Source organism: Neorhizobium sp. T7_12, from assembly GCF_002968535.1.
In the GTDB taxonomy this organism is placed as follows: Bacteria; Pseudomonadota; Alphaproteobacteria; order Rhizobiales; family Rhizobiaceae; genus Neorhizobium; species Neorhizobium tomejilense.
In genome coordinates this window covers 44,902-58,820 of the sequence record NZ_PVBK01000021.1, presented here as the reverse complement: position 1 = coordinate 58,820, position 13,919 = coordinate 44,902, and the positions used below count along the sequence as shown (strand labels likewise).

At 61.7% G+C, this 13,919-nt stretch carries 16 protein-coding genes and 2 pseudogenes; 11 read left to right on the top strand and 7 right to left on the bottom strand.

Annotated elements, in window-relative coordinates; genetic code table 11:
* Window positions 1-85: 85 nt before the first annotated feature.
* The 7 genes and pseudogenes from C5J26_RS28070 to C5J26_RS28035 all read left to right on the top strand — a co-directional run bounded on the left by C5J26_RS28070 (window position 86) and on the right by C5J26_RS28035 (window position 5,886).
* Window positions 86-340: a DUF6117 family protein gene (locus C5J26_RS28070; RefSeq protein ID WP_105404758.1), complete on the top strand. Its 255-nt coding sequence runs from the start codon at window positions 86-88 to the stop codon at window positions 338-340.
* Between the two features lie 388 nt (window positions 341-728).
* A pseudogene (locus C5J26_RS28065) lies at window positions 729-1,892 on the top strand (strawberry notch C-terminal domain-containing protein); the annotation flags it as partial.
* Window positions 1,893-1,904: 12 nt separating this feature from the next.
* Window positions 1,905-2,954, top strand: coding sequence for a toprim domain-containing protein (locus tag C5J26_RS28060; protein WP_105404757.1), 1,050 nt, complete (start codon window positions 1,905-1,907; stop codon window positions 2,952-2,954).
* 319 nt (window positions 2,955-3,273) lie between these two features.
* Window positions 3,274-4,215: a DUF2493 domain-containing protein gene (locus C5J26_RS28050; protein WP_105404756.1), complete on the top strand. Its 942-nt coding sequence runs from the start codon at window positions 3,274-3,276 to the stop codon at window positions 4,213-4,215.
* Window positions 4,216-4,297: 82 nt separating this feature from the next.
* Window positions 4,298-4,558: a type II toxin-antitoxin system Phd/YefM family antitoxin gene (locus C5J26_RS28045; RefSeq protein ID WP_105404755.1), complete on the top strand. Its 261-nt coding sequence runs from the start codon at window positions 4,298-4,300 to the stop codon at window positions 4,556-4,558.
* Window positions 4,548-4,967, top strand: coding sequence for a hypothetical protein (locus tag C5J26_RS28040; protein ID WP_105404754.1), 420 nt, complete (start codon window positions 4,548-4,550; stop codon window positions 4,965-4,967). The genes C5J26_RS28045 and C5J26_RS28040 overlap by 11 nt, the downstream gene beginning before the upstream one ends.
* A 595-nt stretch (window positions 4,968-5,562) precedes the next feature.
* Window positions 5,563-5,886, top strand: coding sequence for a DUF736 family protein (locus C5J26_RS28035; RefSeq protein ID WP_105404753.1), 324 nt, complete (start codon window positions 5,563-5,565; stop codon window positions 5,884-5,886).
* Here the strand turns inward: C5J26_RS28035 and C5J26_RS33110 are convergent.
* The 3 genes from C5J26_RS33110 to C5J26_RS28020 all read right to left on the bottom strand — a co-directional run bounded on the left by C5J26_RS33110 (window position 5,861) and on the right by C5J26_RS28020 (window position 6,967).
* Window positions 5,861-6,262 (bottom strand): hypothetical protein, encoded by a 402-nt coding sequence (locus C5J26_RS33110; RefSeq protein WP_206051233.1) that lies wholly within the window; start codon window positions 6,260-6,262, stop codon window positions 5,861-5,863. The genes C5J26_RS28035 and C5J26_RS33110 overlap by 26 nt on opposite strands.
* Window positions 6,263-6,342: 80 nt before the next feature.
* Window positions 6,343-6,681, bottom strand: a complete 339-nt coding sequence (locus tag C5J26_RS28025; protein ID WP_256386097.1) for an HU family DNA-binding protein — start codon at window positions 6,679-6,681, stop codon at window positions 6,343-6,345.
* Between the two features lie 22 nt (window positions 6,682-6,703).
* A complete protein-coding gene (locus C5J26_RS28020) occupies window positions 6,704-6,967 on the bottom strand; it encodes a WGR domain-containing protein (RefSeq protein WP_105404751.1) in 264 nt (87 codons plus the stop codon).
* 143 nt (window positions 6,968-7,110) lie between these two features.
* On the opposite strand from C5J26_RS28020, the gene C5J26_RS28015 reads away from it, so the two are divergent.
* A complete protein-coding gene (locus C5J26_RS28015; RefSeq protein WP_105404750.1) occupies window positions 7,111-7,332 on the top strand; it encodes a hypothetical protein in 222 nt (73 codons plus the stop codon).
* Window positions 7,333-7,341: 9 nt separating this feature from the next.
* On the opposite strand, the gene C5J26_RS28010 is transcribed toward C5J26_RS28015, so the two are convergent.
* The gene (locus C5J26_RS28010) at window positions 7,342-8,538 is read right to left on the bottom strand and encodes a DUF1173 domain-containing protein (protein WP_105404749.1); all 1,197 of its coding nucleotides are present in this window, start codon (window positions 8,536-8,538) and stop codon (window positions 7,342-7,344) included.
* Between the two features lie 270 nt (window positions 8,539-8,808).
* Here C5J26_RS28010 and C5J26_RS32925 point away from each other — a divergent pair, with 270 nt between their 5' ends.
* Window positions 8,809-8,973, top strand: a complete 165-nt coding sequence (locus C5J26_RS32925) for a hypothetical protein (protein ID WP_172746138.1) — start codon at window positions 8,809-8,811, stop codon at window positions 8,971-8,973.
* 63 nt (window positions 8,974-9,036) lie between these two features.
* On the opposite strand, the gene C5J26_RS28005 is transcribed toward C5J26_RS32925, so the two are convergent.
* Window positions 9,037-9,423 carry a hypothetical protein gene (locus C5J26_RS28005; RefSeq protein ID WP_245441302.1) on the bottom strand — a complete coding sequence of 129 codons (387 nt, stop codon included), beginning with the start codon at window positions 9,421-9,423 and terminating at the stop codon, window positions 9,037-9,039.
* Window positions 9,420-10,130 carry a ParA family protein gene (locus tag C5J26_RS28000; protein ID WP_105404748.1) on the bottom strand — a complete coding sequence of 237 codons (711 nt, stop codon included), beginning with the start codon at window positions 10,128-10,130 and terminating at the stop codon, window positions 9,420-9,422. Before C5J26_RS28000 ends, C5J26_RS28005 begins: the two co-directional genes overlap by 4 nt.
* Window positions 10,131-10,570: 440 nt before the next feature.
* Here C5J26_RS28000 and C5J26_RS33740 point away from each other — a divergent pair.
* Together C5J26_RS33740 and C5J26_RS27990 are read left to right on the top strand one after the other, a co-directional pair.
* A pseudogene (locus C5J26_RS33740) lies at window positions 10,571-10,789 on the top strand (plasmid mobilization relaxosome protein MobC); the annotation flags it as partial.
* Window positions 10,790-10,809: 20 nt separating this feature from the next.
* On the top strand, window positions 10,810-13,344 hold the full coding sequence (locus tag C5J26_RS27990) for a relaxase/mobilization nuclease domain-containing protein (protein ID WP_172746136.1): 2,535 nt from the start codon (window positions 10,810-10,812) through the stop codon (window positions 13,342-13,344).
* A gap of 239 nt (window positions 13,345-13,583) precedes the next feature.
* Here the strand turns inward: C5J26_RS27990 and rpsU are convergent, their stop codons facing one another.
* Entirely contained in the window at window positions 13,584-13,829 is a 246-nt protein-coding gene (gene rpsU, locus C5J26_RS27985) for a 30S ribosomal protein S21 (protein ID WP_105404745.1), read from the bottom strand.
* Between the last annotated feature and the right edge of the window lie 90 nt (window positions 13,830-13,919).

The window sequence follows — 13,919 nt, the reverse complement described above, 5'->3', positions numbered from 1 at the left end:
AACTCCAGCCGCGTGTTCAAAACCCCATCATCGTCATCCCAGGGCCCGGTCAAGCACCGGGCATCTTTATGTCTGGAGCACCCCAATGGCTATCCCCGATCATGCCCGCACAAACTTCGACACGCTGCTGCGCGCCGCGTCCGACGGCAATCTTGCTCTCTTGGAATGCCTGGATGCCGCGACGCGCGATCCGCGTTACGTGCTTTGCGCCGTCGGCCGCAGTGAGGATGGATACGTTTTCTCGCCGTTTGGCCACCTCGCCGACGGCAACCCTAACGAAGCCTATCTGCCGCCCGGCCCCAACGATCCGGCCGGCTTCATCGCGAACTCGACCACCTAAGCGTTGATGATCGCTGACAGAGTTCTAGTCGGCGATCCCGCAATTCCTCACTGGCTACCCGACTGGCTACCCCACGTTTTGCTCATCCGAACCTTCGGCAGAACGCTTGGGGTGCGCCGCTCTTTCCTCAATCTTGGAGCATCGTCCTATGAGTATCATCCCGCATCCTCGAACCGTTTCCACCTCTCCACGACCTCATGTCAGAAGCAGCGCTGAAGGACTTTTGGATGCTGCCGCTCAAGTCACGTCGCTTCTGGAACGGGGTAAAGCCGTCGGCACCGCTGATTTGCGGCAAATTATGATTGAGGCATTTGGCGGCAGCGACGCCGAAGGCTTGTGGCTCTGGAAAGACGCCTATGAGGCGACAGAAGCCGCCCAGGTAATGTTTCAGCGCATGTTCCGCAGCGAGGATAATCTCGAATCCCAGTATGCCCGCGACGCGCTGCGGCAATTCTACGGACTGCTGCATGCGGGCAGGATCGAAGGCTGCTCGCTGGATAAGTTTGAGAGCATCACCGGTTTGTTGCTCACCTCGGAGGAGGGTGGACTGAAGGATGAGCTGCCGCCGATCCATACCTTCCTCAATCGCATGCTGGCACTGACCATCGCCATGCAGAACGTGCTGTTCGAGGCCTTCGAGCAGTTGTTGGCCGCCCGTATCGAAGGGGCGATAGCCGCGGGCATCTATGACAAGGGGCTGGAGACGATCACCGCCGACAGCATGACGGTCACCGACCGTCGCCTGATCTATACACATCCGGTCACCGGCGCGCAGTCACACCTCTTGACCATCGAACGCAGGGATAGCAATGCACCGATGCAGCTCAGGGATGTTCAGACCTTCGTGCAGCAGGACCCGCGGGCGAAGCTGATGATCAACGGCAAGTCGGGCCGGCCGGCGGTGATGGTGCTGACCCGCTCGATCATGCTCGCGGATGGCTCCGTCCAGCCGCGCGTGTCGCTGATCCGGACGATGGACGAGCTCCGTTTCGAGGTCCGCCAGCTCCAGGAAACGAACTGGCAGGAGGTCGACCAACAGGTCTTCGCCCTTGCCAGGCATGCCGAAATCGCTGGTTTGCCGGAATTTTCGACGTCGGTGATGCACATCGTCAGCGGACTGCTGCTGCCGATCTGGAGGTTGCTGCCGCAGGACTTTTGCCAGGTGCGGCGTCTCCAGATGGACGACGGTGAGCGGATCGTCGGGGGTGTCATTGCACCGGACCGGCTTGCCGGCCTTTGCCGCAACTTCAGGATCGAGCAGAATACGCTGATCGCGCCGGAACAGGTCTGGGCGTCGCTAGTCGACGGATCCTCGATCGTCGGCCTTGCCGGCGATATGACGCTCCACCGGGTGCGGGTGATGAGCGAATACCGCATCGAACTTGCCGGCTTCACGGATGGCATGCGCCACTGGCTGCGGTCGATCGGCCTGTTCTCCGAGATGATCAATTGGAAGCTGCGTTTCTTCGTGCCGACGACCGACGAAGGTCCGGTAATCCTCAAGCAGTTGATGCAGCGTCATCGCCTTGTCGATACCGCGCGCCGGTCGTGACGGAGGTCTGCCATGCTCTCCGCCTCCGATCTGGCAGACCGTCTCGCGCAAGACGCGGAGGCGGTCTGCCGCCACTATCTCTCCGCCGGCCACCGGGCCGGCAACTACTGGCTGGTCGGCGACGTCGCCAATCGTAAGGGCCGGTCTCTCTATGTGCATCTGACCGGCCCACGTGCCGGCCGATGGACAGATGCGGCGACCGGTCAGTTCGGCGATCTGCTCGATCTCGTTCGTGAGAGCTGTGGTCTTGTGGATTTCCGTGACGTTGCCGAGGAGGCGCGCTACTTTCTCAGCCTGCCCCAACCAGAACCGATGTCGTTCCGTCATAGTGACGCCAGCGACGCTGCAACGGTCGAGAGGCCCGCGGCTGAGCGTGCACGGCGTCTATTTCGGATGAGCCAGCCGCTGGCAGGCACGCTTGCCGACGTCTATCTGCGTGAGCGCGGCATCCTGAGGGCATCGATCCACGCAGCGTTGCGCTTCCATCCGTCCTGCTATTACCGGGATCTGGCCACCGGCCGGACGTCCAGCTATCCGGCCCTGATCGCAGCTGTGACCGATCACGCCGGTGCGATCACCGGCGTCCACCGTACGTATTTATCCACCGGGCTCGACCCGGGCGGCGTCGGCAAGGCCAAGCTGGACGATCCCCGCCGCGCGCTTGGTGGGCTGCTCGGCAATGGTGTGCGATTGCGCTTTCCTGTCGATGAACCCGTTCCTCTCATGGCGGCGGGGGAGGGTCTGGAAACCATGCTGTCGCTTGTCGCGATCATGCCCGGCATGCCGGCGGTGGCCGCCCTGACCGCCAATCATCTTGCCGCCTTTCGGTTCCCGCCCGGATGTCTGCGGATCTACATCGCTGCCGACGCAGACGCGGCCGGCCGACATGGGGTCGGGGGATTGTGCCGACGAGCTCAGGAACGAGGTATCCTGCCGCTGGTGCTGTCACCCGAGCTCGGCGACTTCAACGAGGATCTGCGCTGGCTGGGGCCGGACCGGCTGACCGCGAGCCTGCGGGCTCAACTGGTTCCGGAAGATACGACGGCCTTTCTGCCGGCGTGAGGGGGATGGCGGGCACGGTCGGCGGCTGCGTTGGCGAAGGACGGTCCGCGGTGTTCTTCCGAGCGGGCGCGCCCGCGGGCCTGCCGAGAGGCGACCCATACCACGTCCTTCCCGGCCTTCAGCGGGTCGCTCAGGTTTCTTCCCCTGCCGGGCCGCACGGGCGGCCCGGCATTCCTCGCGCGTCCCAAGAAACCTTCTCGTCCCCGCCCGGCGCTCACGCTGGGCCGCGGCGCGATCCGCCGCGGTTCCGGCCGGGTCCGGCGTGGACGGGGATCGCCGTCAGGCCGCGAGAGGCGCGGCCCACTAAATGGAGACCACCATGGACCTGATCCTTCACCCCGACGACGGCTTCGAGCCCCATCACGCTTCCTCTCCGACCGACCGCTTCATCTACGAGATGCAGGTCTACGGCTATCGCCACTTGCAGGACGAGCCCGACCCGCGGCCATTGCCGGAGGAGCCGCAGGTCCAGTCATCGATCACCGCGATCTTCGACGCGCTCGCCGAAATGCTCGGCGACACCCGACTGGAACCCGATCTCGAAGACCTGTTCTGGTCGATCCCCAATCTCTTCCACCGCGCCGGCGAGCGCATCCAGCGCGAGCTCGATCGCAACGAGGAAGCGCAACGCACCGGCCAGCGTGAGCAGGACGGCTCGGAGGTGAAGAGCGTCGAGCTCGAACGTCTGATCGCGGAGGGCATCACGTTGCTGGAACGCCGAAATAGCTTCGAGTTCATGCGCGATTTTTCCGCCGATCTGTTCGAGGCGCAGACCGGTTCATCCTGGCGGCCGCGCACCGGCTCCAAGGTCAACCACGCCAACATGACGGCGGCGATGATCGATAGCCGGGACTTCCTCTCCGCCCGCCGCCGCGCCGAAACCGAGGTGCTTATCCCCGCCGGCACCAAGATCGCTTTCGCCGGTGGCATGGACTATAGCGACCATGAGCGGATCTGGGCCAAGCTCGATCAGGCGCATGCAAAACACCCCGACATGGTCCTGCTGCACGGCGGCTCGCCAAAAGGCGCCGAACGTATCGCCGCCTGCTGGGCTGAAGCCCGCAAGGTGACGCAGATCACCTTCAAGCCGAACTGGGCGAAGCACGCCAAGGCGGCACCGTTCCGGCGCAACGACGAGATGCTTTCAGTCATGCCCGCCGGATTGATTGTCTTCCCCGGAAACGGCATCACCGGCAATCTCGCCGACAAGGCGCGTCGGCTCGGCATCCCGGTCTGGCAGGCTTCAGGTGACGGCGCGTGAGCGCCGTTTTCCTGGAAACATGGAAAAGGTGGAAAACATGGAAAAATGATATATAGAAAACTGTACTTTGGAGACCATAGCGATGAAGCAATTCACGACGGGCGATTTGAATAAACAAATCGGAGATATCACCGATGCGGCGAGCCGCGAGCCGGTCATGCTCACGCGGCACAAGAAGCCGCGTTTCGTGCTGATGAGCTACGAGCACTATGAGCGTATGCGGACCGGCGGCGATCCACGCCGGGCCTATCGTGTGCCGGAAATGCCCGACGAGCATTCGGCGCTGTTCGGCGAGGCGATCGACCGGCTGGCGCGCGGCGAAGCCTACGACAATGAGCCGTGAATTCCGCCCCGGCGAGGTCATCTCCTATCCCTATCTCTGGGCATGGCAGCAGCAACACGGTGAGACCGAGGGAGGCAAGCAGCGCGCCGTCTGCGTCGTCGTCGCGATCCGCGGCGCCAGCGACGGAAACACGCATCTGGCGCTTCTCGCCATCACAACCCAGCCGCCGCAGGCGGGACGGGCCGCTCTGGAGATTCCGCACATCGAGCGCAAGCGTGCCGGCCTCGGGGACCTGAAACAGAGCTGGATCACGGTCGATGAATACAACTACGATATCGTCGAGCGCTCCTGGTATATCGAGCCCAATCAGGACACCCTCGGCCGTTTCAGCAAATCCTTCATGATAAAGATCGCCGGCTTGTTTGCCGAGGCGCGCGGTCGCTCCAGCCGGGTCAACCGCTTCGACTGAGGCCCGCCACCCGATACGGCCTCCCTTCTCCTCCAAGTCTGGTGCTGCCAACCCAGTGTTGATCGTTGGTGCCGCTCATGATCGGCGCCGGCCGCGAATGGTGGGCGACTGGCGGTCAGGGTGGCTGTTCTCGATCGATCTCCATGCCTGGTTACCGCCCGGTGCCGGGGCAACGTCCCGCCATCACGCTTGTCATGCGGTCTTGCTTCCGCGGAACAGCAGTCGCGCCGTCACGGCAGGCAATTCGAAGGCCGCGCCGACCGATGCGGTCCCGCCGTGAGGATGGGTAGGGGCAGCGGATACTCGGCTTGCCGAACGGTTGATGGGCAAAAGCGTGTCTATCCGGACGCCGGCGCTGTAGGACCCGCACGCGGCAGGGGCGGAGCAGCGGGCGGGCAGCCGAGGCAAGGGTCTCCCCTGACGTGGCGATCAGTGACCAATCCCGGTCTTTATGTCGCCTTTCTAAGGGACCGGCCGCGATCAGCGTCAACCCGCAAGGGGTTTCCCTCCGCTTGCGCTCCGGTGACGCCCGCGGCGCGTCCCCTTCTTCGGGCGCCATCGGGAATGGTCCCGATGCAACGAAGGAGACAATCCCATGGCTACTACGATCGCAACCCTCACCGCCAAGACCGACGGCACACTCGAAGGCATCTTCGCCACCATCCGGGTCAACGCCCCGATCGCCATCGTCTCGAACGCCAACAAGACGAGCGAAGACGCCCCCGATTACCGCATCCTGCACCGCAAGACCGGCTTCGAGATCGGCGCAGGCTGGAATCGCATCTCCCGCCAGACCGGCGAGGAATACCTCTCCGTCAAGCTGGAAGCGCCGGAGATCGGCGTCATCTTCGGCAATCTGGTGCCGGCACCCGGCGGCGAAGCCAACCGCAAGGTCATCCTCTGGAACAACCCGGCCTGAAGCCAACCGCCGGCCCCGTCCAAGGGCCGGCGTCTCCCGTCATCCGAAGGAGGCTGTGATGAGCCACTATGCGATCACTGTTACCCGAACCGCATCCCGCCATGCCGACCCAGACGCCACTATCGGCTATGACCGTCCGCTTCAGACGTTCTTCCTCCAGGCTTTCGCCACTTCCGATGGCGAGGATCTCGAACTTTGGCTTGGTACGGAATTTCAGGAATTCGAAACGCTTGCAGCCTTGCGCGCTGCGGTTGTCAATCAAGGCTTTGATTTCGTGCCGCTCGCGTCTGGTATTCTTCACCGGCTGCTGGACGATCATAGCCGTGAAGCAGTCCGACCGGTCAGTGAAACTGATCGTTCGGGATCTGCTGAACAATGCTGCTCCCTGCTGAGCGGAAATTCGAAAAATAACAGCCCGGTCACAAGCCGGGCTATTTTTATGCTCTGCTTACAAGTTCACCTGTTCAGCGCGTCCTTGAGAGCCTTGGCCGGCGTGAAGGCCAGCTTCTTCGCAGCTGCCACCTTGATCGTCGCGCCGGTTGCCGGATTGCGAGCTTCGCGTTCCGGCGTGTTCTTGATTTTAAACTTGCCGAACCCCGGAAGGCTCGTTTCATTGCCGGCAATCGCTGCCTCGGTGATCGAGGCAATCACCGCTTCGACAATCGCCTTGCCCTGTGCTTTGGTCAGGCTGTGTTCGCCGGCGATCTTGTCGGCGATTTCGTTTGTGGTCGTCATTTTTTCTCTCCGGATCGAAGTTGATCTGAAATCCCTGACAGGTGGATGTCGGCCTGTCATTGACGCGAGGCCGAAGAAGCGTTCAGCAACCCCGGATTTCCACAGTTTCCGGGTCGATAGCCTTCTGACGTTTCCTGCGGGCGAGATCCAGGAAATGCATCGCAGCCTCACGCTCGGTTGCGAACACCTCGGTCTTTTCGCCGCCGCGCCCTCCGATCCGGCCCCAGCGGCGTACGCCGGCCACCTCTCCAGACAGGGTCGGCTGCATGGACAGGGCATAATACCGTGCCATGTTTTTCGTCGCGTCGATGCGCTGGCAATAGAGCCGGAAGGGGTAAGTCGCCATGGGCGAACGATGATGAAGAGACGCCAGCGCGTCCAACGACAGTTATGAATCGGTGGAGGCGCTTCGATTCACGACTTTGATGAATGCTGGCGATCATTGAGGAGACGCGATAGAAGTCGCTTTCCATCAACGGGTAGACGGCAATGGACGACGCATTCACGATCGACAACCGCGGAGATTTCGGCCTATGGGCGATCGAGGCCGCCAAGCAGATCGTCGGCGAACAGGGGTTCGAGCTGGCGAAAGCCGCGCGGGACGGCACCGAGGGAGAACTTCGTGACGCGGGAAACGCCCTCGGGCAGGCAATCACCAATGCGCTCCTGGAGGTCTATGACGGGTTGCTGGACAGTGCCGAGGACGAATAGGCTGATGACCTAGGCCGGCAGCGGCGGCATGTCACCCTCGGTGACCCGCCAGATCCAGGATCCAAGATCCGGCCGCGCGTCGATCATCTCGCCCAGGGCTGCCTGGAAGTCATCGCCGGCATCCGGTGGGACGATATAAAGCGCGCAGGGCAGGGGCCTTGCTTCGGGCAGGATCGCATTTGCGAGCGGGTGAATGCGCGGGAGATCGAACCTCAACCCCTTTACCGACTTGGAGCGCAGGCGGCCGAGGCGACCGACCAGCAGCTGTTCATAGGCGCTCTCGATCGGCAGCCAGTGTTCGGTCACCGCCATCAGGGCAATCTCGTTGACGGTGGCAATGCCGGCTGGCGTGCCCCCGATCGTCATGATCGCCATCAGATGCGATGTCTCGGTGCTCTGCCACAGCATCAGTTCCGTTTCAAACCGCCGTTGCAGGGACCGCCAAGCGGGCTCTTCGAGATAGAGCCGGAAGCCCGGCATGTGTTTGATCACGACCTGACGGCCGTTGCGCACCCCCGCGAACTCCTTGATCTCCCCAACCAGCACCATCAGCTTTTTCGAACCGGCTGCTGCCTGGAAGAGGCCGGTAAGCTTTTGGGCCCGGCGCTGTTCGATCGCCGCCCTGTCACCGGCGCGGAACGGTTCGGGAATGAGCAGCCTGTCGGCCAGTACCTGCCCACGAACCTCCATCAGCCGAGCGGCTTCGCTCAGATGCTGATAGACCTGCCACCAGTGCCGCTTGCCTGTCCAATGCGACGTCCATTCCGTCAGCCCGCTCTCATGCCAGAGGAAATGCAGCAGCCCGCGCAGGGACAATTTTTTGGTCTCGTTTCTCCCACTGTCGGCTGACGCGGCGCTCCCGTTTGATCTTGCGACCGCGCCGCGCTTCGACAGCGAGAAGTCCAGCGTCAGCGATGCCGTACCGGCAGCCGGATCGAACTTGATCGCGCCCCCCACCAACGGTCCAAGGCCTGACAATTCGTAGGGCTGTTCGTATGAAGGGCAGGCCGGATCGTGTTTGCCGCCCGAGAGCGGCATGCGTTTGATCACCAGCTGGTCACCGATATTGGCCACATACATCGGAACCGGCGGTTGGCAGCAGAGGCAAAGCGGACGGACCCTGCCACGATAAGCGTCGGTCAGCAGATCCTGAAAGCGTTCATCACCCTCTTCCAGGACTGTGCCATCGAGCAGGAAGCGCCTCATGCGAACAGCTCCGGCCGCGCGTCAGGCGACGGCGAATAGCGGTGCCACACGCAAGGAAAAACTGTCTGTTCAGATCGGCCTATTGTGCCGGACGGGCAAAGCCAGCTCAAGGCCGCGCGGCCCCTCCAAATTTCTCGTCCCTGCGTTTCACTCCGCTCCGACAAATTCGGTTCCTCCGCGCACCGGCTCTGCCGGTCGTTCCGAGCCTTGACCTGTCTTTCCCCGCCCAGCCTGCCGCCGTCATCTCTCACAAACCTCAAGGAGACGACGATGACGATCGAACAATTCATCGAGGAACTGCGCCTCGAAGCCGCCAACGCCCCCACCGTCGAAGAACGCCGCCAGATCGAAGCCGAACTCGAACTGGCCCGGGCCGAGCTCGCCGTCATCATGGCCGAACTCGACGGCACGATCGAAGCCGAGCCGCCCTTTTGAGGCGGCACTCTCGTCGGTCTCTTGTCGTTGAGCGCTGTCGCCGGTCGCATCCCAATCGCCCGATCAGTATCCATTTTCCCTGAGGTAGACGTCGATCGCCGCTTTCATCACCGTCGCCATCTTCAGGTCGTTCTCGTCGGCAGCGCGCTTCAAGCGAGCTTTGGTCGCCTGGTCCAGTGCGACGTTGACGAAAAACTTGACTTCGCGCTGTTTGGCGCGCTTGAGGTTCCTCAAGCTGTAGCGCGCCTCTTCCTGGGCCGCAGCCGTTTCGCGCGTTTGCTTCTCCCGCTGGGAGACTGATTTCCCGGCAAGGATTTTATCAGCCTGGTGGGATGCTTCCGGTTCGACGGCCTTGGGATATTCCTCGACATCATCCTCGTCCTCGGGGCGGTTGATAATCTTGGCCGCAATGGTGAAGTCGCCCGGCGCGAGACCCCCCTTTCCGTTCATGCCGCAGCTCCGCGACCGTCTGCCGTGCTTCGAATCTCGATTTCCTCGACAAGAGCCTGAACCTCGAGCCGGGCTTTGCGAACCGGATCGCTGAGGTCCTGCATTTGCAGCGTGCCCAGGCCGTTCTGAATCTCGCGATAGATGTTTCGCTCAAAAAGCTCGGTATCGAGCAGCGCCGTTTGATAGCCTGCCTGACGTAGGTCGGCGACAAACGGGCGGACATATCGATAGGCTTCCAGATTGCGACCAGGCACCGTGATCCGGGTTCGGATATTGAGATGGACGATACTCGATCCGCTTTTGTCGTTGATGTCGCTTACGCTGGCGGCCGCCTGACCAGCCGCTTCGATTTCCTTGATGCCGGGCTGGATCGGTGACAGAACCACATCGCTCGACCGAATGATGGTTTCCTGAACGGTGCTGTCGACGCCTGGCGCATCGATGATGATGAGGTCGAAAGCATGCTGGAGCCGTGCGATCTCGGATTCGATCGCCCGTCGTGTAGCGGCAATCGCGACGCTGATGTTCTCCGGGACGTTTCCCTTGTTATGGCATAGCTTCCACCAGCCGGACAGGTTGAGGCGTCCATCCGCGTCGACCAACAGAACACGCTTTCCTCTCAGAGCGTATTCTCCCGCTATAAGCGTCACCAATGTCGTCTTTCCCGCTCCCCCCTTGCTGCTGATCGCGGAGTAGATCTTGGCCATGGCACGTCCGTTCGTAACGATTGAGACAGGAGTTGGTCATGTACGGAGCAGAATAAATATTGTTCGAATCTTGTGCCGCGTCAAGTCCGGCAAATCATCAGGCGCTAGCATATTCTGATGGACCTCGATGTGCAGGTAAGGCGCATTCACATGGTTTATCCTCATCGAGGGATAGCTTTGACACTCTGTTTATCGCATTATTTCAACGTGATGCTTGCATCACACCATGCGGCCGCATGGTGTGGCCCACTGCTTCGGAGCATGGCGCGATCCTGGAATTGCCGCGGCCCGACGGTGGCTCGGTTGCGGACACCCGAAAATGGTATATCAAAATCAGTAAAGCCGCCGTTGGCAGGATACGCAATTTTGTGATACAAATTTGCTGACGATCGACGGACGAGCCGTCGATCGCGCCTGCGGCGCTTCTTTCGGAGATCAGGATGGCAAACGAAAGTGCCAGGGAGCTTGAGGTCGGCGCCGATTGGGCCGGCGCGCGGAAGGACCGTGTCGTTCACGTCCGGCTCGCAGCGTCGGATTATGAGGCAATCGAGCGATCGTCCATCGCGGCGGAGATGACCTTCTCCGCCTTCCTTCGCTCTCTGGCTTTGGAAGGCGCAGGTGTACGGCCGTTTTTCAACGACGAGGATCGTGTCATCCTCAGCGTATTGGTTTCCGATATGTGCGCGTTGAGCGCCAGCCTGAACCGGCTTGCGAGAGCCGCGAATTCCGGCAGGAGCTCCATCGCGATCGAATTGGGCGAAACACTGGCTCAGGTTCAGCAGCTCATGGCTGCCGTCGTGTTGGAGATGAGACGATACGCCGAGCGTGGCAGGCGGCACGGCAGAGGTGTGTAATGGAGTTCTTTTTCGGCGCCTTCGAGAAGGAATGGGAGCGGCGCCGGGCGGCGATCCTCCATGACCGGGCGCGCGGCAATGGCTCGCAATTGGATGACGAGCCTCGCAAGCGGAGAGGTACGGTTGCGGTCGCGCCAGGGGTCTCGTTTGGACGGATCGCGGGCCTCAAGCCACGTTTGATACTCCAAGGCAAACGATCATCGCGCACCGAGCCAAGCATGCGCTCGCGTTTCAGGGCGCTCGCGTCGGGCAGTCAGCCGGCCGTGGTGAAACTGGCCTCCTTCGGCAGCGCTGCTCGGCTGGGCGCGATGATCAATTATGTGTCGCGCAATGGCGAGGTGGCCGCCGAGAATGAGCGTGGTGAGAAACCGCGCGGACGAGACGAGATCTCCACGATCCGCGGCGAATGGAACCATCTGATGAAGAACCGTGCCGAGAGCCGGGACATCGGCACGTTCGCTGTCGATATAACGGGCGGCTTCGACCCCGGGGGCGAGATTCCGGCGCAGGCGAGGGCGTTCCTGAAGAGCGCGCTTGGAGACCGGCGCTTTGCCTTCGCGATCAAAGGCCGTGACAATGGCTATACGATCGAAGGCGTAACCGTCCTGCGCGATAGCAACGGAGAACGGCTCACCGCAGACAACAAAGCCTCAAGGATTGTCGCAGATCGCCTCGACGCCGCATTCCGGGGCAGGGTATGGTTCCGGTTCACCGCTCACGGCAACGGCATCGACTATGGCACGAGCCGGTTGCGCGCCCTGGTCGAACGGCACGAGGGAGCGGTCGAGAACGAAGCAGGCCGGAAGATCGGCGATGCACAGCTGGCCGGCGATATCGTTCAGCTTGAGTGGCGCGACCAGCTTCACAGTCGCAAGTCTCGTGACGTCATGCACCTGATCCTGTCGGCTCGGGCGGGAACGGATGTCGAAAATTTCCGGTCCGCCGCGCGCGCTTTCCTCGCCGCGGAATTTGGCGGTCACCGATATGTGTTCTCGTTGCATGACCCGTCACTCGATCCGAAGCCGGAAGGTACCGGCGGCAAGCGGCCGCATGTGCATGTCCATGCCATCGTCGCCATGCGCAACGATGAGGGGGAGCGGGTGGAAACCAGCATTCGGACGTTCCGGCAGTGGCGCGTCACGCTGGCCGAAAAGGCCCGTGAACACGGCATCGCCATGGCGATGACCGATCGCCGGGATCGCGCCAGCGCACCGAGCTACGGTCGGAACCAGGTCCGGCCGATGAGCCGGATTGGCCGAACCGAACATGTCGGAACGAGCCTGGCCGCGCAGGATCGATATCAATCAAAGCGGGCCGATCAACCGAACCTGGCACAGACGGGCGTTAGCCTGGATTATTCTCGTGCAGCCCGGCGACACTGGTCCAGGTTGATCCATGAGACCAGCGCGGAAGGTGCGTTGACATTTGCGAAAGTCCAGCTTTCGCGGCTTGAAGCGAAATTGATGGAGCACGGCAAGACGAGCAGGACAGCCTCCTCCAAGGAGAATCCGCTCTCGCAATTGAGGACAAATTCGGTAAACTTGGTCGAGGCATTTTCGGAGGATAGGATGATGCGCCCGATGACGCGGGACGAATTCAGGGCTTACGAAAAGCGGGTCGAGGATGTGCTGTCGCAGGCGCAGCGCACCATCCCCGATGGCCAGCGCGGCGGTTTCGCGGAGATCGTTTCGGCGGTGCGCGACCATGTGGATGCCCGTCGGGACATGGTGGAACTGCAGCACCGAAATCGCGAGCAATCTCGGACCATTCAGGATGGGCGTGAGCTGGATCGCGGTGACGACGCAAAGGAGCGTTGGGACCGGGCAGTCGCACGTCACGGAGCTCGAACGGTCGAGGCTGCCAACCGGATCATGCTCGAGGTCGAGCACTACCGCGATGCGATCGGACGTGCCGAGGCCGGTGGCATCGGGGCGGACAAGGCTGCCCTGCAGGCGAGCTTAAATCTCGAGCTTGCCAGGGCCGGTGTACTGGGTGCGACCGGCAATAGCCTCATTCGTGAGATTGCCGAAGCCGATGACGAGATTCGCATGGCGCTGGAAGCGGCGCGGCGATCTCGTGAGCGAGGTCGCGCAGGGGATGATGTTGGTGAGATTGCGAATGTTCGCCGCGAAAACGACGAGGCCGACAAGACAGATCATCGCGCAAGTGCGGAGCGCCTATCGGACGGTGGTGAAGCGGAGCTGTCGCCTCGCGCTGCGAATGAGAAACGGCGGGATCGTCCAGCGATACGACCCGGAGACACGACGCGATCCGACCCTGCCGGGCAGCATGTCCCCCGGCTTGAGCAATTACCGCGCGACGCGGATGAAGACAGAGAGCGCGACGATCGCGATCGATAGGAGAACAGCGAGCCTGACGACCGGCGGATGCGTGCCGCTAAGGATGAAGACCGCTTGGGAAAGGTCTTCGGCGCGATCTTCTGGCTTGTCGCCGCTGTTGCTCCTCTCGACGACTGCTTGACAACGACATCGAGGTGGCTGGTTTGTGACTGTGACATAGCACTCTCTCCTGAGAGCGCTCTGTCCCGGCAAGGAACGCAAGCGACCGAACCTGAAATCGTCTACGGTTTGCATCAAACTCATTTCGGGCGTGGCGCGGGCTTGGCCTTCTTTGCCATGACGATACCGAGCTCCCGGTTCAGTTTCTTTTGTGCAAGCTTGCGGGTGCGCCGAACTCCCTCGGCCTTTTCGCGGGCCTTTTTTTCAGAAGGCTTTTCATAGTGCTCCCGAAGTCGCATCTCGCGGAAAACACCCTCTTGCTGCAATTTTTTCTTCAGAAATCGCAAAGCTTGGTCGACATTGTTATCACGCACTAAGACTTGCAAAATCCCCTCCCGAATTGATAAAGCCCTTGGCCTCGAGACCGTTGCATACCCGCAGAGTGCAAGTTCTGCAACATTCGTCTGGGGTCGATT